Source organism: Thioclava sediminum (genome assembly GCF_002020355.1).
Lineage (GTDB): Bacteria > Pseudomonadota > Alphaproteobacteria > Rhodobacterales > Rhodobacteraceae > Thioclava > Thioclava sediminum.
The window spans coordinates 16688-32076 of sequence record NZ_MPZV01000004.1 but is presented as its reverse complement, the minus strand read 5'-3'; the positions used below and the strand labels follow the sequence as shown (position 1 = coordinate 32076).

Annotated in this window: 16 protein-coding genes and 1 riboswitch; of the genes, 6 read left to right on the top strand and 10 right to left on the bottom strand. The window is 65.8% G+C overall.

Annotated elements, in window-relative coordinates; all coding sequences use genetic code 11:
- Positions 1 to 23 precede the first annotated feature (23 nt).
- The 6 genes from ehuC to BMI91_RS15420 all read left to right on the top strand — a co-directional run bounded on the left by ehuC (position 24) and on the right by BMI91_RS15420 (position 5209).
- Positions 24 to 689: an ectoine/hydroxyectoine ABC transporter permease subunit EhuC gene (gene ehuC / locus BMI91_RS15445; protein WP_078605806.1), complete on the top strand. Its 666-nt coding sequence runs from the start codon at positions 24 to 26 to the stop codon at positions 687 to 689.
- Positions 690 to 692: 3 nt separating this feature from the next.
- Entirely contained in the window at positions 693 to 1364 is a 672-nt protein-coding gene (gene ehuD, locus BMI91_RS15440) for an ectoine/hydroxyectoine ABC transporter permease subunit EhuD (protein WP_078541419.1), read from the top strand.
- Entirely contained in the window at positions 1364 to 2179 is an 816-nt protein-coding gene (gene ehuA, locus BMI91_RS15435; RefSeq protein WP_078522757.1) for an ectoine/hydroxyectoine ABC transporter ATP-binding protein EhuA, read from the top strand. The genes ehuD and ehuA overlap by 1 nt, the downstream gene beginning before the upstream one ends.
- Positions 2180 to 2281: 102 nt before the next feature.
- On the top strand, positions 2282 to 3328 hold the full coding sequence (locus BMI91_RS15430) for a pyridoxal-phosphate dependent enzyme (RefSeq protein ID WP_078605805.1): 1047 nt from the start codon (positions 2282 to 2284) through the stop codon (positions 3326 to 3328).
- Positions 3321 to 4496, top strand: a complete 1176-nt coding sequence (locus tag BMI91_RS15425) for a M24 family metallopeptidase (RefSeq protein ID WP_078605804.1) — start codon at positions 3321 to 3323, stop codon at positions 4494 to 4496. The genes BMI91_RS15430 and BMI91_RS15425 overlap by 8 nt, the downstream gene beginning before the upstream one ends.
- Complete coding sequence (locus BMI91_RS15420) at positions 4496 to 5209, top strand: maleate cis-trans isomerase family protein (protein ID WP_078605803.1); 714 nt, start codon at positions 4496 to 4498, stop codon at positions 5207 to 5209. Before BMI91_RS15425 ends, BMI91_RS15420 begins: the two co-directional genes overlap by 1 nt.
- Before the next feature lie 43 nt (positions 5210 to 5252).
- Here BMI91_RS15420 and BMI91_RS19885 read toward each other — a convergent pair whose 3' ends face one another.
- From BMI91_RS19885 to BMI91_RS15375, 10 genes are all read right to left on the bottom strand, one after another.
- Entirely contained in the window at positions 5253 to 5417 is a 165-nt protein-coding gene (locus tag BMI91_RS19885; protein ID WP_146684121.1) for a peptidase M23, read from the bottom strand.
- The gene (locus BMI91_RS15415) at positions 5414 to 5902 is read right to left on the bottom strand and encodes a hypothetical protein (protein ID WP_078551097.1); all 489 of its coding nucleotides are present in this window, start codon (positions 5900 to 5902) and stop codon (positions 5414 to 5416) included. Before BMI91_RS15415 ends, BMI91_RS19885 begins: the two co-directional genes overlap by 4 nt.
- Before the next feature lie 3 nt (positions 5903 to 5905).
- Entirely contained in the window at positions 5906 to 7180 is a 1275-nt protein-coding gene (locus tag BMI91_RS15410; RefSeq protein ID WP_146673635.1) for an agmatinase family protein, read from the bottom strand.
- Between the two features lie 103 nt (positions 7181 to 7283).
- A complete protein-coding gene (locus BMI91_RS15405; RefSeq protein WP_078605802.1) occupies positions 7284 to 8075 on the bottom strand; it encodes an ABC transporter ATP-binding protein in 792 nt (263 codons plus the stop codon).
- A complete protein-coding gene (locus BMI91_RS15400) occupies positions 8072 to 8884 on the bottom strand; it encodes an ABC transporter permease (protein ID WP_078522763.1) in 813 nt (270 codons plus the stop codon). The genes BMI91_RS15405 and BMI91_RS15400 overlap by 4 nt, the downstream gene beginning before the upstream one ends.
- Positions 8885 to 8940: 56 nt before the next feature.
- Complete coding sequence (locus BMI91_RS15395; protein ID WP_078605801.1) at positions 8941 to 10008, bottom strand: putative urea ABC transporter substrate-binding protein; 1068 nt, start codon at positions 10006 to 10008, stop codon at positions 8941 to 8943.
- Positions 10009 to 10104: 96 nt separating this feature from the next.
- A riboswitch (guanidine-I (ykkC/yxkD leader) is annotated at positions 10105 to 10213 on the bottom strand.
- 209 nt (positions 10214 to 10422) lie between these two features.
- Positions 10423 to 11640 carry an efflux RND transporter periplasmic adaptor subunit gene (locus BMI91_RS15390; protein ID WP_078605800.1) on the bottom strand — a complete coding sequence of 406 codons (1218 nt, stop codon included), beginning with the start codon at positions 11638 to 11640 and terminating at the stop codon, positions 10423 to 10425.
- Between the two features lie 3 nt (positions 11641 to 11643).
- Positions 11644 to 14007 carry an ABC transporter permease gene (locus BMI91_RS15385; protein WP_158522181.1) on the bottom strand — a complete coding sequence of 788 codons (2364 nt, stop codon included), beginning with the start codon at positions 14005 to 14007 and terminating at the stop codon, positions 11644 to 11646.
- Between the two features lie 4 nt (positions 14008 to 14011).
- Entirely contained in the window at positions 14012 to 14716 is a 705-nt protein-coding gene (locus tag BMI91_RS15380; protein ID WP_078541410.1) for an ABC transporter ATP-binding protein, read from the bottom strand.
- Positions 14717 to 14856: 140 nt separating this feature from the next.
- Positions 14857 to 15351, bottom strand: coding sequence for a hypothetical protein (locus BMI91_RS15375; RefSeq protein WP_078605798.1), 495 nt, complete (start codon positions 15349 to 15351; stop codon positions 14857 to 14859).
- Positions 15352 to 15389 lie beyond the last annotated feature (38 nt).

The following is a 15389-nucleotide window of genomic DNA, read 5'->3' as shown; positions in this document are numbered from 1 at the left end:
TTCACCGCCGGGGCGGGACGGGAATGAGTTACATAGAATTTTTGAAAGAATACGGGCCGCGCTTCTGGGACGGCACGCTCGTGACGGCGGGGCAGTTCTTCCTGGCCTCCGCTCTGGCGATCGTCATCGCGCTTATTGCCGGGCTTATGAAGCTTTCGCGCAACGGGCTGATCCGGGGCATCGCCGTCGTCTATATCGAAATTTTCCGCGGCACCTCACTGCTGGTCCAGCTGTACTGGATCTTCTTCGTGCTGCCGCTGTTCGGGCTGACGCTGCCGAAATTCACCGCAGGCTTCGTCGCCGTGGGGATGAACCTCGGGGCCTACGGCGCCGAGCTGGTGCGCGGCGGCATCCAATCCGTGCCGAAAGGGCAGTGGGAGGCGGCCTATGCGCTGTCGATGAGCCCGATGAGGCGGATGTGGCGGATCATCCTGCCGCAGGCTTTCGTCAACATGCTGCCGCCTTGGGGCAACCTGCTGATCGAACTGCTGAAGAACACCGCGCTGGTCGCGCTGATCTCCGTGTCGGACCTGATGTTCGAAGCGAAGCAGATCAACGGCTCCACCTTCCTGTCGGCGCAGACCTTCGGCACCGCGCTGATCATCTACTACGTCTTCGCGCGCTTCATCGTGACGCCGTTCATGCGCTGGCTGGAGCTGGTCATGCGGCGCAAGCTGGGGAGGGCCTGATCCATGGGGTTCAACTGGAACTGGGAATTCACTTGGGAAATTCTGCCCAAGCTGATGCATGCGACGCTCAATACGCTGATGGCAGCGGGCTTCGGCTATGCCATCGCGGTGGTGCTGGGCATGGTCTTCGCGCTGGCCCAACGCACGCCCTACTGGGTCCTGACCAAGGTCGTGCGCGAATTCATCGAGTTCATCCGCTCGACGCCTCTGATCCTGCAGATCTTCTTCGTCTATTACGTCGGCCCGCAATTCGGTCTGAAGCTGGGGCCGTGGACGGCGGGCATGATCGCGATCGGTCTGCACTATTCGGCCTATCTGTCGGAGGTCTATCGCGGCGGTCTCGACGCGGTGCCGAAAGGCCAATGGGAGGCCTGCACCGCGCTCAACATGTCGACCCGCGATACCTATTGGCGCATCGTGATCCCGCAGGCCATTCCGCCCGCGCTGGCGGGGATGGGCAATTACCTCGTGGGGATCTTCAAGGATACGCCGATGCTCTCGGTGATCGGGGTGGCAGAACTGATGCACACCGCGAATGCGATCGGCTCGTCGAGCTATCGCTATCTCGAACCCTATACGCTGGTGGGGATCATCTTCCTCGCCATCTCGCTTCCCACCGCTGCCCTGATCCGCGTCTTCGAGGATCGCGTGCGGCGTAAACTCGGATTGAAATGATGGAAGACCTTTCGAACTATCCGCTCGAACTGACGGGCGACAATGTGCCGATGGTGCGGTTCCTGAAAGTCACCAAGCGCTATGGCGATCTGGTGGTGCTCGACCAGCTCGATCTCGACGTGGCCGAGGGGGAAATGGTCACGATCATCGGCCCGTCCGGCTCGGGCAAAACGACCGTGCTGCGGATGCTGATGACGCTCGAGACGATCAACGAGGGCGTGATCTACGTGGACGGCAAGCCGCTGACCCATATGGAGAAAAACGGCAAGCTGGTGCCTGCGGACCGCAAATATCTGCGCAAGGCCCGCAGCCAGATCGGCATGTGCTTCCAGCATTTCAACCTCTTCCCGCATATGACCGCGCTGGAGAATTGCATGGAAGGGCCGGTGCAGGTTCTGGGCATGAAGAAGGCCGAGGCGCGCGAACGGGCCGAAGAACTGCTGGAGCTCGTGGGCATGTCCGACAAGCGCGACCAGCATCCCTCGCGGCTTTCGGGCGGTCAGCAGCAGCGCGTCGCAATCGCGCGGGCGCTGGCGATGCGTCCCAAGGTGATGCTGTTCGACGAGGTGACCTCCGCGCTCGATCCGGAGGTGATCGGCGAGGTGACCAATGTGATCCGGTCGCTCGTGGAGAAGCACAATCTGACGATGCTGATGGTGACGCACCAGATGGGCTTCGCGAAGGACATCTCGGACCGGGTCTGCTTCTTCTTCGACGGCAAGATCGAGGAGCAGGGCGCCCCCGAGGATCTCTTCGGCAACCCGCAGAAAGAGCGTACGCAGCAATTCCTCTCGGCGGTGAAAGAGGCCGACTGACGCGCCTCACGATGTCGCGCAATGGCCTGTCTGAAAAGGTCATTGCGTGCGCGGACGTCTCGTTGCCTTATGGGCCTGCTTCCATCGCAGCGAGGGGCCGATATGCCGATCATCATAGACAATCCCTGGCGCGGTGACGGGCTCGACCCGGAGGGTGTTCAGCCCATCGCGGACGCCTCGGGCGTGGCCAGCCTGCTTGCCCAATGTCCGGCACATCGCGAGACCCCGCTGCGCGCGGCGCTCGAAATTGCGGAGCGCGCCGGGGTCGGCGAGGTCTGGATCAAGGACGAGCGTGAGCGGATGGGGCTCGGCAGCTTCAAGGCGCTGGGCGCGGTCCATGCGATCGCCCGGGAGGCGGCGGCGCGCGCCGAGGGTGGTGACCTGCAAACGGCCCTCTCCGGTGAGACCTATGTCGCGGCCAGTGCAGGCAACCACGGTCTCTCGGTCGCGGCAGGCGCGCGGATTTTCGGGGCCCGCGCGATCATCTATCTGGCCGAGACCGTGCCCGCCGCCTTCGCCGCACGGTTGGAGGCACGCGGGGCCGAGGTCGTGCGGGCTGGCGCGGAGTATCAAGCGAGCATGGAGGCCGCCGAGACAGCCGCCGCGGAGAATGGCTGGACGCTTCTGTCGGACAGCTCGTGGGAGGGCTATGTCGATCTGCCGCTGCGGGTGATGGAGGGCTACACCCAGCTTGCCGCCGAGGCCGTCGCGCAGATCGACGCGCCGCCCACCCATATCCTGCTGCAGGCGGGGGTCGGCGGTCTGGCGGCCGCCGTCGCGGCGCATGCGCGGCTCACTTGGGGTGACGGGCCTGAGATCATCGTGGTCGAACCCGATGCGGCGCCTGCGCTGATCGAGAGCATTCGCGCAGGCCATCTGGTGAGCACGGAAGGGCCGGTCTCGGCGATGGGGCGGCTCGATTGCAAGACGCCGTCGATGGTGGCGCTGGCGGGTCTGTCGCGCGATGCGGATCGCTTCGCCACGATCACCGAAGCCGAGGCGCAGTCCGGCGTCGATATCCTCGCAGCACACGGGCTGGCCACGACGCCTTCGGGCGGGGCCGGGCTGGCGGCTCTGCTTGCCGGGCTGTCGCTTGACCCCGAGGCGCGCGTGTTGGCGATCCTCAGCGAAGGCCCGGAAGATGGCTGAGCGCTCGCTCATCTTTCCGGCCGAGGAGTTTCGCACCCGCGTCGCTCGCCTGCAGGCCGAAATGAGCGCACAGGGTCTGGATGCGCTGTTCCTGACCTCGGCTGCGGATATCTTCTACGTCACGGGCTTCCTGACCCGGTTCTGGGAAAGCCCCGCGCGCCCGTGGTTCGTGATCGTTCCGGCCAGCGGTGCGCCGGTCGCGGTGATCCCCTCCATCGGGGCGGAACTGATGGGCCGCACATGGATGACGCAGGTCCGCACTTGGGAGGCGCCCGATCCGACGGATGACGGGGTGAGCCTGCTTGCCGAGACGCTCTGCGATCTGCTGCCCGAGAGCGCGCGGATCGGCGTGCCGATGGGCTTGGAGACGCATCTGCGGATGCCGCTCGCGGATTTCACGCGGCTCGGGGAGCGTATCGCGCCGCGGCGCTTCGTCGACGGCACCGCCGCGATCCAGCGGGTGCGCGAGATCAAGAGCGCGGCGGAGATCGAGAAGATCCGCATGGCCTGCGCCATTGCGGGCCGTGCCTTCGCGCGGGTGCCGGAATTCGCGGGGCAGGGGCGTCCGCTCGACGGGATTTTCCGCGCCTTCCAGTCCGCGCTTCTGGAGGAGGGGGCCGACTGGGTCAGCTATGTCGCCGGGGCGGCGGGGCCATCGGGCTATGACGATGTGATCTCGCCTGCCGGGCCCGAGCCGCTGCAGGTGGGCGACGTGCTGATGCTGGATACCGGCGCGGTGCGCGACGGGTATTTCTGCGACTTCGATCGCAATTTCTCGGTCGGCCCGGTGTCCGATCCGGTGCGGCGCACCCATGCCGCGCTGTGGGAGGTGACCGAGGCGGTGATGGCGCAGCTGCGGCCCGGGATGCGGGCGCATGATGCGCATCGTCTGCTGGTCGAGGGGCTGGCGGCGCGCGGTGTCGCGGCGGGCGGCGGGCGCTTGGGGCACGGGCTGGGGATCACCCTGACGGAATGGCCCTCCTTCACCCCGCGCGACGGCACCGAACTGCGCGAGGGCATGGTGCTGACGCTGGAACCCGGCGCGTGGGTCGAGACTGCGGATGGCCTGCGCCGCCTGTTGGTCCACGAGGAAAACATCGTCCTGCGTGCGACCGGGGCGGAACTGCTGTCGCCGCGCGCCCCCGAAACCCTGCCGGAGCTGAACTGATGGCCGATTTCCCCTATCGCCTTCGCGAAGACGCCACGCCAACGATGGGGCTGATCGTGCTGCGCGTGGACGAGACCATCGAGGACGAATTCCGCAGCTACATCCCGCCGGGCGACGCGCGGATGCATGTCACGCGCGTCCATTCCGGCGATGACCTGACCCCGTCGAGCATCGCCGAGATGGAGCGTGCGCTGAGCGGCGCGGCGGCGCTGCTGCCGCCTGCGGCGAAGTTCGATGTGGTGGGCTATGGCTGCACCTCGGGCGCAGCGCTGATCGGGCCGGGCGAGGTACGGGCGAATGTCATGGCGGGCGTCACGACGCAGCAGGTGACCGATCCGCTGAGCGCCGCGCTGGCTGCGATCTCCGATCTTGGGCTGGAGCGCGTGGGCATCGTCTCGCCCTATGTCGCCTCGGTCGCGGAGCCTTTGCGGGCGGCCTTTGTCGCCGCGGGGATCACCGTCCCCGCGACGCTGTCTTTCGGCGAGGAGGTTGAGGCGCGGGTGGCGCGGATCGATCCGGCCTCGATCGCGGAGGCGGCGCGGAACCTTGCGGGGCAGGCCAAGCTGGACGGGATTTTCCTGTCCTGCACCAACCTGCGGACGCGGGGGATTTTGCCGGAGTTGAAGGCGGAGCTCGGGATGCCGGTGCTCAGCTCGAACCAGGCGCTGGCGTGGCATATGCGAAAGCTTGCGGGGCTCGGGGAGTCGGAGTGAACAAGGCGCCCGTCGAGGCGCCTTGTAAGGTCGTTTCGAAAAATCAGCGGCGCGATCTGACGAATTCGACGATGCCATAGACCGCGAGGGCGGCGACGCCGACGATCAGCATCGGCTCGACTCCGTGGGTATGGAATTGCGTGCCGGAATGCGCGAGGGCGGGGCTGGCGAGCGTTGCGCCCAGAAGCGTTGCGAAGGTCGTCTTCATTGGTCGATCTCTTTCTTGCGTTGAGTCAGGAAGTCGCGGATGTCGAGGACGGATTTCTCGTCCATCGACACGTAGATCAGCGACATGTTGGTGCGTTCGCGGACCATCTCGCCCGGGAACGGAAGGTAGGACAATTCGCGCGAGCCGAAGGAGGGCGAGGCGGTGCCCACCTGCCATTCGGTCTTCAGCTCCACATCCACGAGTTTCAGCGACTTCGGCCCCGTGGACGAAGGACGCTCGAAGGGAACGCCCGCGAGCTTGAGATAGCTCGTCTTGTCGGAGGCCTGCATGAAGCCGTCGATGAACTGGGTGGCCAGAACCTGCAGGTCCGCCGCCTCGTCCTCGTGATGCATGTGGCTGTGCAGATGCTCGCCATGGGCGTGGTTATGGCCATGCCCGTGATGCGCGTGGTCGTGCGAATGCCCGTGGCTGTGCCCGTGATCGTGGTGGTGATGGTGCCCGTGGGGGGCGTGATCATGCGGCATGGCTCAGCCCACCTTATGCGGTTCGGAATTCGACCAGCGCTTGCCCTCGAATTCGCCATGCGGCAGCGAAACGGGCTTGTCGATATGCTTGCGATGCGCGCCGAGTTTGCCATTGGCGACCAGCGAGCCCAGCACGTCCACGATCACCCGCGTGCCCATCAGCGCGGTGATGTCGGACACGTCATAGGGCGGCGCGACCTCGACCAGCTCCATACCGCAGATGCCCTCGGCCGCAATGCCGGAGGCCAGTGCCAGCGCCTCGCGCGGCAGGAACCCGCCCGGTTCGGGCCAGCCGGTGCCGGGCACGAAGCCGCAGTCGATCGAGTCGATATCGAAGGACATGTAGACCATGTCGACGCCGTCCCACGCCATCTCCAGCGCCATCTCGATCGTCTTGTCGATGCCCATCTTCTCCATGTCGCCCATGGTGATGATGTTGGTCTCACGCTCGCGCGCGACCTTCACCGCCTCGCGCGGAACCTGCCAGCCGCCGATGCCGATCTGCACGAGGTTCTTTGCGGGCACGTTGGGCAGGTTGGTCGAGTGGAACCACGGGGTGGTGTGCATCCGCTCGTCGAGGTCTTTTTCCTGAATGTCGGCATGGCGGTCGAAATGGACGATACCGATCTTCTTCGAGGTGCATTCCGCGATACCGCGCACGCAGGGAAAGCCGATCGAGTGGTCGCCGCCGATCATGATCGGGAGCGAGCCCGAGGAGAAGACGTGGCTGACCGCGCGGCTGATCTGGTCGAAGCTCTTCTCGATATTCGCCGGGATGGTGAACACGTCGCCCGCATCGCAGAGCGTCATCTGCTCGCGCAGGTCGACGCCGATCTCGTAGTTGTAGGGCGTGTAGAGCGCGGAGATCTTGCGCACGCCCTGCGGCCCGAAGCGGGTGCCCGCGCGATAGGTGGTGCCGCCGTCGAAGGGGATGCCCAGCACGGTCGCGTCGTAATGCGAGACCTCCAGCACGTCTTCGGCATAGGGCGCTTTCAGGAAGGTGTTGATGCCCGCGTAATGGGGCAGCTCGCCGCGCGCGAAGGTCGGGATCGACTTGTCCTCGATGCTGTCCGCGCCGGTCAGACCCATGCGCAGCGCCCAGCGGCGTTCCTCATCCCAGCGGCCCTCGGGGAGTTCCGCCTCTTTGCGCATCGCCTTCCAGCCGGCGAGCTTGGTCAGGTCCGGGTGGTGCTGGCGGCGCTCGCGCAGGGCATGCGCCGCGATGGCCGCTTGCGGGTGGTGCGGGCGCGATCGCCCGCCTGGCAGGTCATGGAACATCTCTGTCTCCAATCTATCGAAGCCCCGGATCGGGGCAGGCTGTCTGGACCTTGGCGGCGGCCCGCGCGCGGGGCCCAGCGGCGCGCGCGGTGAAACTTTGATCTCAGTTCGGCGCGGGCGCGGGTTCGCTTGCGGCGGCCAGAGACGGGATCTTGTCGAGGATGTGCTGATACGGAATGCCGTGATCGCGGGCGTCGAAATCATAGGTGATCGTCGCACCGTAGCGTTCGGGATAATCCGGATCCCAGCGGGTCTTGTCGAACACGAGAACGCGGTCGCCCAGTTTGAAGCCCTCGCCCAGATCATGGGTCACCATGAAGACGGTCATGCTGGTCTCAGCGCGCAGCTGCGTCAGAAATTCGTGCATCGAAAGTCGCGTGCCCGGATCGAGCGCGCCGAAGGGCTCGTCGAGCAACAGGATGCGGGGCCGCGCGTGCAGCGCCTGCCCGATGGCGAGGCGTTGCTGCATCCCGCCCGAGAGGGTCGAGGGGTAGTTCTTCGCCACATGGGCCAGCCCGATCCGTTCGAGAACCTCATCGGCGCGCGCCCGGGCCTCGCGCAGCTTCGCGCCGCGAAACCAGCCCCAGCCTTTCGGGAAACTCTCGGCGGCGACGATGTTGTCGCGCACCGTCATATGCGGGAAGACCGAGTATTTCTGGAACACCACGCCGCGCTCGCGGCCCGGCTCGCGCGCGGGCGTGCCGCCATCGACGGTGATGCGCCCGCGCGTGGGCGTCTCGTCGGCCAGCAGAAGCCGCAGGAAGGTGGATTTGCCGCAGCCGGATGCGCCGACGATCGAGACGAACTCGCCCTCGGCCACGTCGAGATTGACGCGTTCGATGATCGGACGACCGTCGTATTCCTGAAAGACATCGCGGACGGTGACGAAGCTCATAGCCCACCTCCCAGCCACGGGAAGGCTTTGCGCGAGAGCGTCTTGAGCGCAAAGTCGATCAGGAAGGCGAGCAGCGTGATCCAGATGACGTAGGTCAGGATGATATCCATCGCGAGGTAACGCCGGACGAGGAAGATGCGGTAGCCAAGGCCGACCTCGGCCGCGACGGCTTCTGCGGCAATGAGGAAGAGCCACGCGGCGCCAAGCGACAGGCGGATGGCCGCGATCAGGCGCGGCAGGATTTGCGGCAGCACCACACGCAGCGCGATGACCCATGTGGAGGCCCCGAGCGTCTGCGCCTTCACGATCTCTTCGTGCGGAATGTCGAGCACCCGCTGCGAGAGGTCGCGGATCAGGAAGGGCGTGATGCCGATCACGATCAGCACGATTTTCGAGGTCTCGCCCAACCCGAACACGATGAAGAGGATCGGCAGCAGCGCCAGCGGCGGCACCATCGAGAGCACCGCGACGAAGCTGGACAATCCGCGCCGGACGTAAGGCAGCAACCCGATCCCCACCCCGACCGTCAGCGAGATCAGTGCCCCGATGCCGACACCGAAGGCCAGACGCCGCAGGCTCGCGAAGGTATCGGCCCAGAGGAGGATTTCGCCGGTACGCTTGTTCGGCTCGGTGAAGAGCCGCCCGGCGGTGTTCATGATGGTCTCGGGCGCGGGCAGAAGCTTGTCTTGCGGGTTCGCCGCGAGCCGGATTTCCGAGCCGATCCAATAGGCGATGAGCACCGCCACGAAGGGCAGCGCGGCCAGCAGGATGCCGGTGGGCCGGGTCGGATGTCGGTTGAGCAAACGCATGGGCGCTTTCGGCAATTGTCGGAAAAGGGCCCGGCCCGAAGGCCGGGCAAGTCAGATCAAAGCGCGCCGTCGGCCGCCATCTGCATGTAGGTCGTGTCGAAGCGCAGCTTCACATTGGCTTCGTCGCCCGTGACTTTGCCGTCAGGATATTCGACGCCCACGAAATCGGCCGAGGGTGCATCGACACCAAGGATGCCCTTGTCGAACAGGAAGTTCGCGACCGTGGTCATGGTCTCGGGCATCTCTGCGCTCGAAGCCTGCTCGACCGCCTTGGCCGGATCGTAGAACATCGCCGTCGCGGCGAGCTGCGCCTTGTAGCCTTCGAGATCGGTGCCGGCAGCCTCGGCCATCGCGGTCAGGGCCTCTTCGTCGCCTGCGGCCATCTTCGACATGACCTCATACCAGGCGCCGACCACGGCCTTGCCGAAATCGGGATTGTCCTTGAGCGTCTCGGTATTCACCACCATCAGATCGAGGATCTCGCCCGGGATCTGCGAGCTGTCGAAGAGCTTGTTCGCATCGGGGTTGGAATCGAGGATTTCCGACACCAGCGGGTTCCAAGTCACGACGGTCTCGACCTCGGGGGTCGCGAAGGCGGCGATCATGTCGGCGTCGGAGGTGTTCACCACGCCGGCCAGATCCTTCTCGGCCAGCCCGGCTTTATCGAGCGCGCGCGCCAGCAGGTAATGCGAGACCGACAGCTCGACGAGGTTCACCTTGGTGTCCTTCAGCTCCTCGATCGAGGTCGCTTTCTTCGAGATGATCGCGTCATTGCCGTCGGAATAGTCGCCGACGATCAGCGCGGTCGTGTCGACGCCGCCGCCCGACGGGATCGAGAGCGTGTCCATGTTCGTCGCCGAGACGCCATCGAAGCCGCCCGCGGTGTATTGGTTGATCGATTCCACGTAGTCGTTGATCTGAACGATATCGACGGTGATGCCGTATTTCTCGGCCCATTTGTCCATGATCCCCGAGCTGTCCAGATAGCCCCAGGGCATCCAGCCGGCATAGATCGACCATGCGAGTTTGAAATCGGTTTTCTGCTCGGCCATCGCGGGCGAGAGAGAGGCGGCGATAACGCCCAAGCTGAGGGCCGTGGCGGACAGGAATTTCGTTCTGGTCATGGTCTTCCCCGTTGGCATGCGTCCCGCCTTTCTATGGCGTAGAGGCCGACCCGCTGGCGGAACAAGAGATGAGGCGCGGGTCAAACCTGCGCAGTAATCTCCCGGGATTTTGGCCCGCCGTGTGCCCGCACGGAATTTGCCGCGTGGGTGGCACTTCTCGGACCAGACCTGCCTTGTCGGCAACGGAACCCTAAGCGCCCTGCGCCCTCATTCGGGCATGACCTTGGTGCGTTTCCAAAGGTGGAGAGGGGGCAAATGCCGCCCGGATTGCGACCCGCTTGGCATTTGGGCGCAAAAAACTCTCAAGTGATGGCTTTTTGGGCGATGCCCCAAGCATCTTTGATCGGTTGGTGCGCTTTTCGTGCGGCTTCGTGATTCCTCGCGAGGTGGTTGGGGCGGGGCGTGAGGCGCAACTTAACCGCCGGATCGGGCCTCCACCGGTGCGCCGTCTTCCAGCGTCTCGACCGGATAGAGTACGACCTTGTCGCCCTCGCTGAGGCCGTCCTGAAGCTCGGCATAGGTGCCATTGTCGGTCCCGATTTTCACGTTCACTTCCCGCGCGCGCCCGTCCTCGACCTTGAAGACGGCCCAGCCGGTGCCGCGCCGGAACAGGGCGCTCGACGGCACCCGCAGCGCGTCGGGGTTCTGCCATACCACGATCCGGGCGGTCACCTGAAAGCCGTGGCCCAGACCGGCCCGCTGCGCGGAATCGCCGGTGAAGGCGATGACCACGCCGACGCGTTGCTCCTCGACGCCCAAGGCGGACACCTTCGTCGTGCCCGACGGATCGATGCGGACCACCTTGCCCTCCAGCACATCCGGCCCGCCCCAATCGGTGATCTCCACCGGATCGCCGAGGCGCACGCGCACCGCATCGCGCGAGAGAAGATCGGCCACCACCTCGAGCCCCTCCGAGATGTCGCCGATCTCCATGATCGGGGAGCCCGCAGAGAGCACGGTCTCGTTCTCCTGCAGAATTTGCAGCACCGTTCCGGTCGCGGGGGCATAAAGCGGGATCGGCTCGACCCCGTCGCTGTTGTTCGCGGCGGCATCGTTCTGCAGCACGGATTTCGCCGAGGCCAGCGCCGCCTCGCGCATCGCGATGGCAGCTTTCGCCGCGGCTTCCTGCGCGGTGGCGTAATCGGCATTGATCTGATCGCGGTCCAGCTTGGACTGGCTGATCGTGCCCGAAAGCGCGAGCCGCTGCGACCGCGCGAGATCGCTATCGGCCTGTTCGCGCATCGCGACGGCGGCGCGGTAATCGCCCTCGGCGGCGCTCAGCGCGGCTTGAGCCTCGGCCAGCGCGGCCTCTGCCTGCGCCCGGCTGCGCGCATCCAGAACGGCGGGCAGGGCGGGGCGCATCCGGGCGACGACCGTCTCATTCGCGACGACATGATCGCCGACATGGATATCGAGCCGTTGCAGCCTGCCGCTGACCGGGGTCGAGACGGTGTAGCTTTCGCTCACGCGGGTCCGGCCATCATCCTCGATCACGAGCTTCATCGGGCCGCGCGTGACCTCGCCCATATCGACGGTCTGCGGCTGCGGCCAAAGCAGCGCAGCGATAGCGCCCGCCGCGATCAGGCCGATCAGGATGAGAATGAGCCATCTGGTCCGGGGTTTTGGTGTCACGGGTCAGTCCCTCGCCTTGAGCGCCGAAATCATGTTCAACCGATCCAGCGCGCGGCGCAACATCAGGATCGAGGCCAGTGTCGCCGAAACCACGACCAGCACCGCCGTCGCGATGCTGGGCAGATCGAAGCTGACGCTGACCCTGTAGAGTTCATTGGAGAAAACGCGTGCGATCAACTTGGCAAGTGTCCAGCCGAACCAGATGCCGACCGGGAGCGCGCAGGCGACCAGCAGGGTGATCTCCCCGGCCAGGATCAACGTCACCTCTCCGCGGGTGAAGCCAAGGACGCGCAGGCTCGCCAATTCATGCGCGCGTTCGGCAAAGGCGTTGCGCGCGGCGTTGTAGACGATGCCGAAGCTCAGCACGAAGGCGATCGCCCCGAAGACGAAACGCATCTGGCCCGCGCCCTCGTCGGCGATTTCCCGGAACGCCGCCAGGCTGTCGGATTTGATCGAGACGCCTGCGACTTTGGGCCGCTCGCGCAGCTCGTGCAGAAGCTCCGGCGACGGGGCGCCTTCGGTGCGGATCGAGACCGAGGTGATCCGGTCCGCCTCGCCCACGGCCCGGGTCAGCGAGTCGAGGCGCATATAGGCCGGAGCGCCCAGCAGGGTGTCGGAGATCGCCGCGACCGGCAGCGAGAGGGTCCGCTTGCGGCCTTCGGTGACTTCGGCGGTGAGGTTTTCGCCCGGCTGAAGTTTCAGCACATCCGCGAGCCCCCGCGAGATCACGACTCCTTGCGCGGGCAAGGCGATCGGCTCCAGATCGGGCCGCAGCGCGCGGTTGAGCTGCGCATCCTCGGACAGGCCGGTCAGTTCGCCGCGATGGGTGATGACGCCGTTGCGGAAGAGGACCGGCACATAGCGCGTCGGCTCGGCCTCCAGCACGCCGGGCAGGTGCGCAATCTCATGCGTCACATCGCGCGAGACGGGGTGGATAAAGCTCACCGTCGCGTCGGAGCGGTCGGCAAAGCCGAAGGTGACATCCATTGTGTGATCGAAGCCCGAATAGATCATCAGCATGGCCATGTTCAGCGCGAGGCCGGCGGCCACGCCCGCGACGGTGCCGAGGCTGCGCACCGGTTGCCGCGTGATCTGGCGCAGGATCATCCGCCCCGGCTGGTCGAAGACTTTCGTGACGGTCGCGAGGAAGCCGACGCGGCCATGGGTGAAATCGGGCGGGGCCGGGGGACGCATCGCCTCGGCGGGCGTCAGGCGGAACACCGTGCGCAGCGCAATCGCCGCACCGAGCGCGGCGGCGATCAGCGAGAAGGCGAGCCCCCCGGCGAAGGGACCGGGATGCATCGAGAAGACGAGATAGGGGAATTTGTAGAATTCCATGTAGAGCCCGGTGATCGAGCGCCCGAGCATCACGCCCAGTGCCGATCCGAGCAGCGCGCCGGCGAAGGCGATCATCAGTGCCATTTCGAGGTAGTGCCCGGCGATCTCCGCGCCGCTATGGCCGAAGGCTTTCATCAACCCGATCTCGCGCCGCTCGGCCTGCACGATCCGGGTGATCGTGACGTTGAGCAGGAAGGCCGCAACGGCGAGGAAGATCGGCGGCAGAAACACCCGCGACTGGCGCAGGCCTTTGAGTTCTTCCTCGATGAAGCGCGCCGAGGTCTGCTGGTCCTGCACATAGCCCGCGCCGCCGCCATAGGGCGCCATCAGCCGGTCGAGATCGGCCAGCACCGCCTTGCGCGGTCGCTCGCGCGTGGTGAGCGCCAGCACCTCGTTGAACGCGCCGTCGAGATCGAGCACGGCGGCAGCGGCCTTGCGCTCCATCCAGATCACGGCGAAGCGGCCATCGGTCGGGAAGAATTCGCCCGGTGCGGGCATGAACAGAAACTCCGGTGCGCGGGCGAAACCGACGACCTGCAGTTTTTGGTGGCGGCCTTCGACGGTGACGCCGAGCGTGTCGCCAAGCGCGATCCCGCGGGCGGCTGCGAATGTGTCGAGCAGCACGACCTCGTCGCTGCGCCCGGCGATGGGCTTGCGTCCCGCCGTCATCAGGATGCCGTTCAGCCCCGCCGGGCCGGGCAGCGACAGGATGCGCGCCTGCACCGGCTCGCCGCCGTCTGCATCGATCCGGCCGAAGCCGCTGATCCGGCCTTCCGCAGCCAGCACGCCGGGAATGGCGTTGACCTGTTCCATCATCGAGCTGGGCGCGCGGGTGAGCGGCTCGAAGACCTGCGCCAGCCGGTGCCGTTCGAAATAGGCGTCGCGGGTGACAGTGAGCGTATCGGTCAGCCCCGCCATCATCACCTGCACCATCACGCCCAGAGCGACGACCGCCGAGATCGCAAGCGCCTGCGCCCGGATGCGCCAGAGGTCGCGGAAGAGCTTGCGATGGAGGACGGTCAGGGCCATCGGCTCACCATTCGATCTCGGCAGGATCGGCGCGGGTCTCGTTGACGATCGTCTCGCGCAATTGGCCATCGGTGAAATGCAGCACGCGATGCGCCATCGCCGCCGTCGCCGCCGCATGGGTGACGATCAGCACGGTGGTGCCCAGTTCGCGATTCACATCGTTGAGTACCTGCAGCACGCGCCGCCCCGTCGTGCTGTCGAGCGCGCCGGTCGGCTCGTCGCAAAACAGCACCGCCGGACGCTTCGCGATGGCGCGCGCGATGGCGACGCGCTGCTGCTCGCCGCCCGACATCTGCGCCGGGAAATGGTCGAGCCGTTCCTCCAGCCCCACCAGCCGCAGCGCCTCGCCCGCATCCATCGGGTCATGCGAAATCTCGGTCACCAGATCGACATTCTCGCGCGCGGTGAGGCTGGGCATCAGGTTGTAGAACTGGAAGACGAAGCCGACATGGCTGCGCCGATATTGCGTCAGCGCCCGGTCGGACATTTCGGTCAGGTTCTGATCGCCGAACCACGCCTGACCCGAGCTTGGCCTGTCGAGCCCGCCGATGATGTTGAGGAAGGTGGATTTGCCGCTACCCGAGGGGCCCAGCAGCACGACGACCTCGCTGCGCGGAATTTCGAGCGTCACGTCTCGGAGCGCGTGAACCGCGGCAGGACCCTCGCCATAGGTCTTCGACAATGCTTCGGTGCGAAAGGCAGGCTGCACGCTCGGCCTCTTGAGATAGATCGGGCAGAGCGCCCAACCCGGATCAGATCACAGCTTCTTCAGGCAGTCAAAATTTGTCGGCTCTGGCGGGGAGTTGAGCGCTTCAGCGTGGCCCCGCCGCATCGAGGCGCAGGGGCGCGTTACGTGCTGAGGCTGTGGAAGAAGAGGTCGATCTCGAGCGCCAGTCCGAACTCGAATTCGGTCAGTTCGGGATGGGTCCATTCGTGCTGTTCGAGTTGGTCGAGGAAGTCGCGCCGTTTGCGCTCGTCGCTCGCGTCCAGCGACAGGGTCTCGGCGGCGCGCAGCAGGTCGATCCGCTTATGGACCTCGCGCATGGCGGAGAAGGCTTCCATCATCACCGGCATCAGGCGCGGCTCGCTCTGCCAGGTTTGCCCGCCGAAGACCTCTTGCACGACACGATTGCCCGAGCCGAGGCAATCATAGGCGACGCAGCCCGCCATGCCTTCCTGCGTCAGCTTGTCGTGGATCGAGCAATCGTGCCCACAGAGGTGCCGACAGGGCTCGCCGGGGTTCTTGCTGAAGGCGAAATCCTTGCCCTTGTCGAAGGCCAGCACCAGGCAGCACAGGGCTGCGCATTGGGAACAGTCGGTCTTGAGACGATCGGTCTGGGACATTCTGGCCTTCGCTTAACGGGACTTCGCATGGGAAGTCG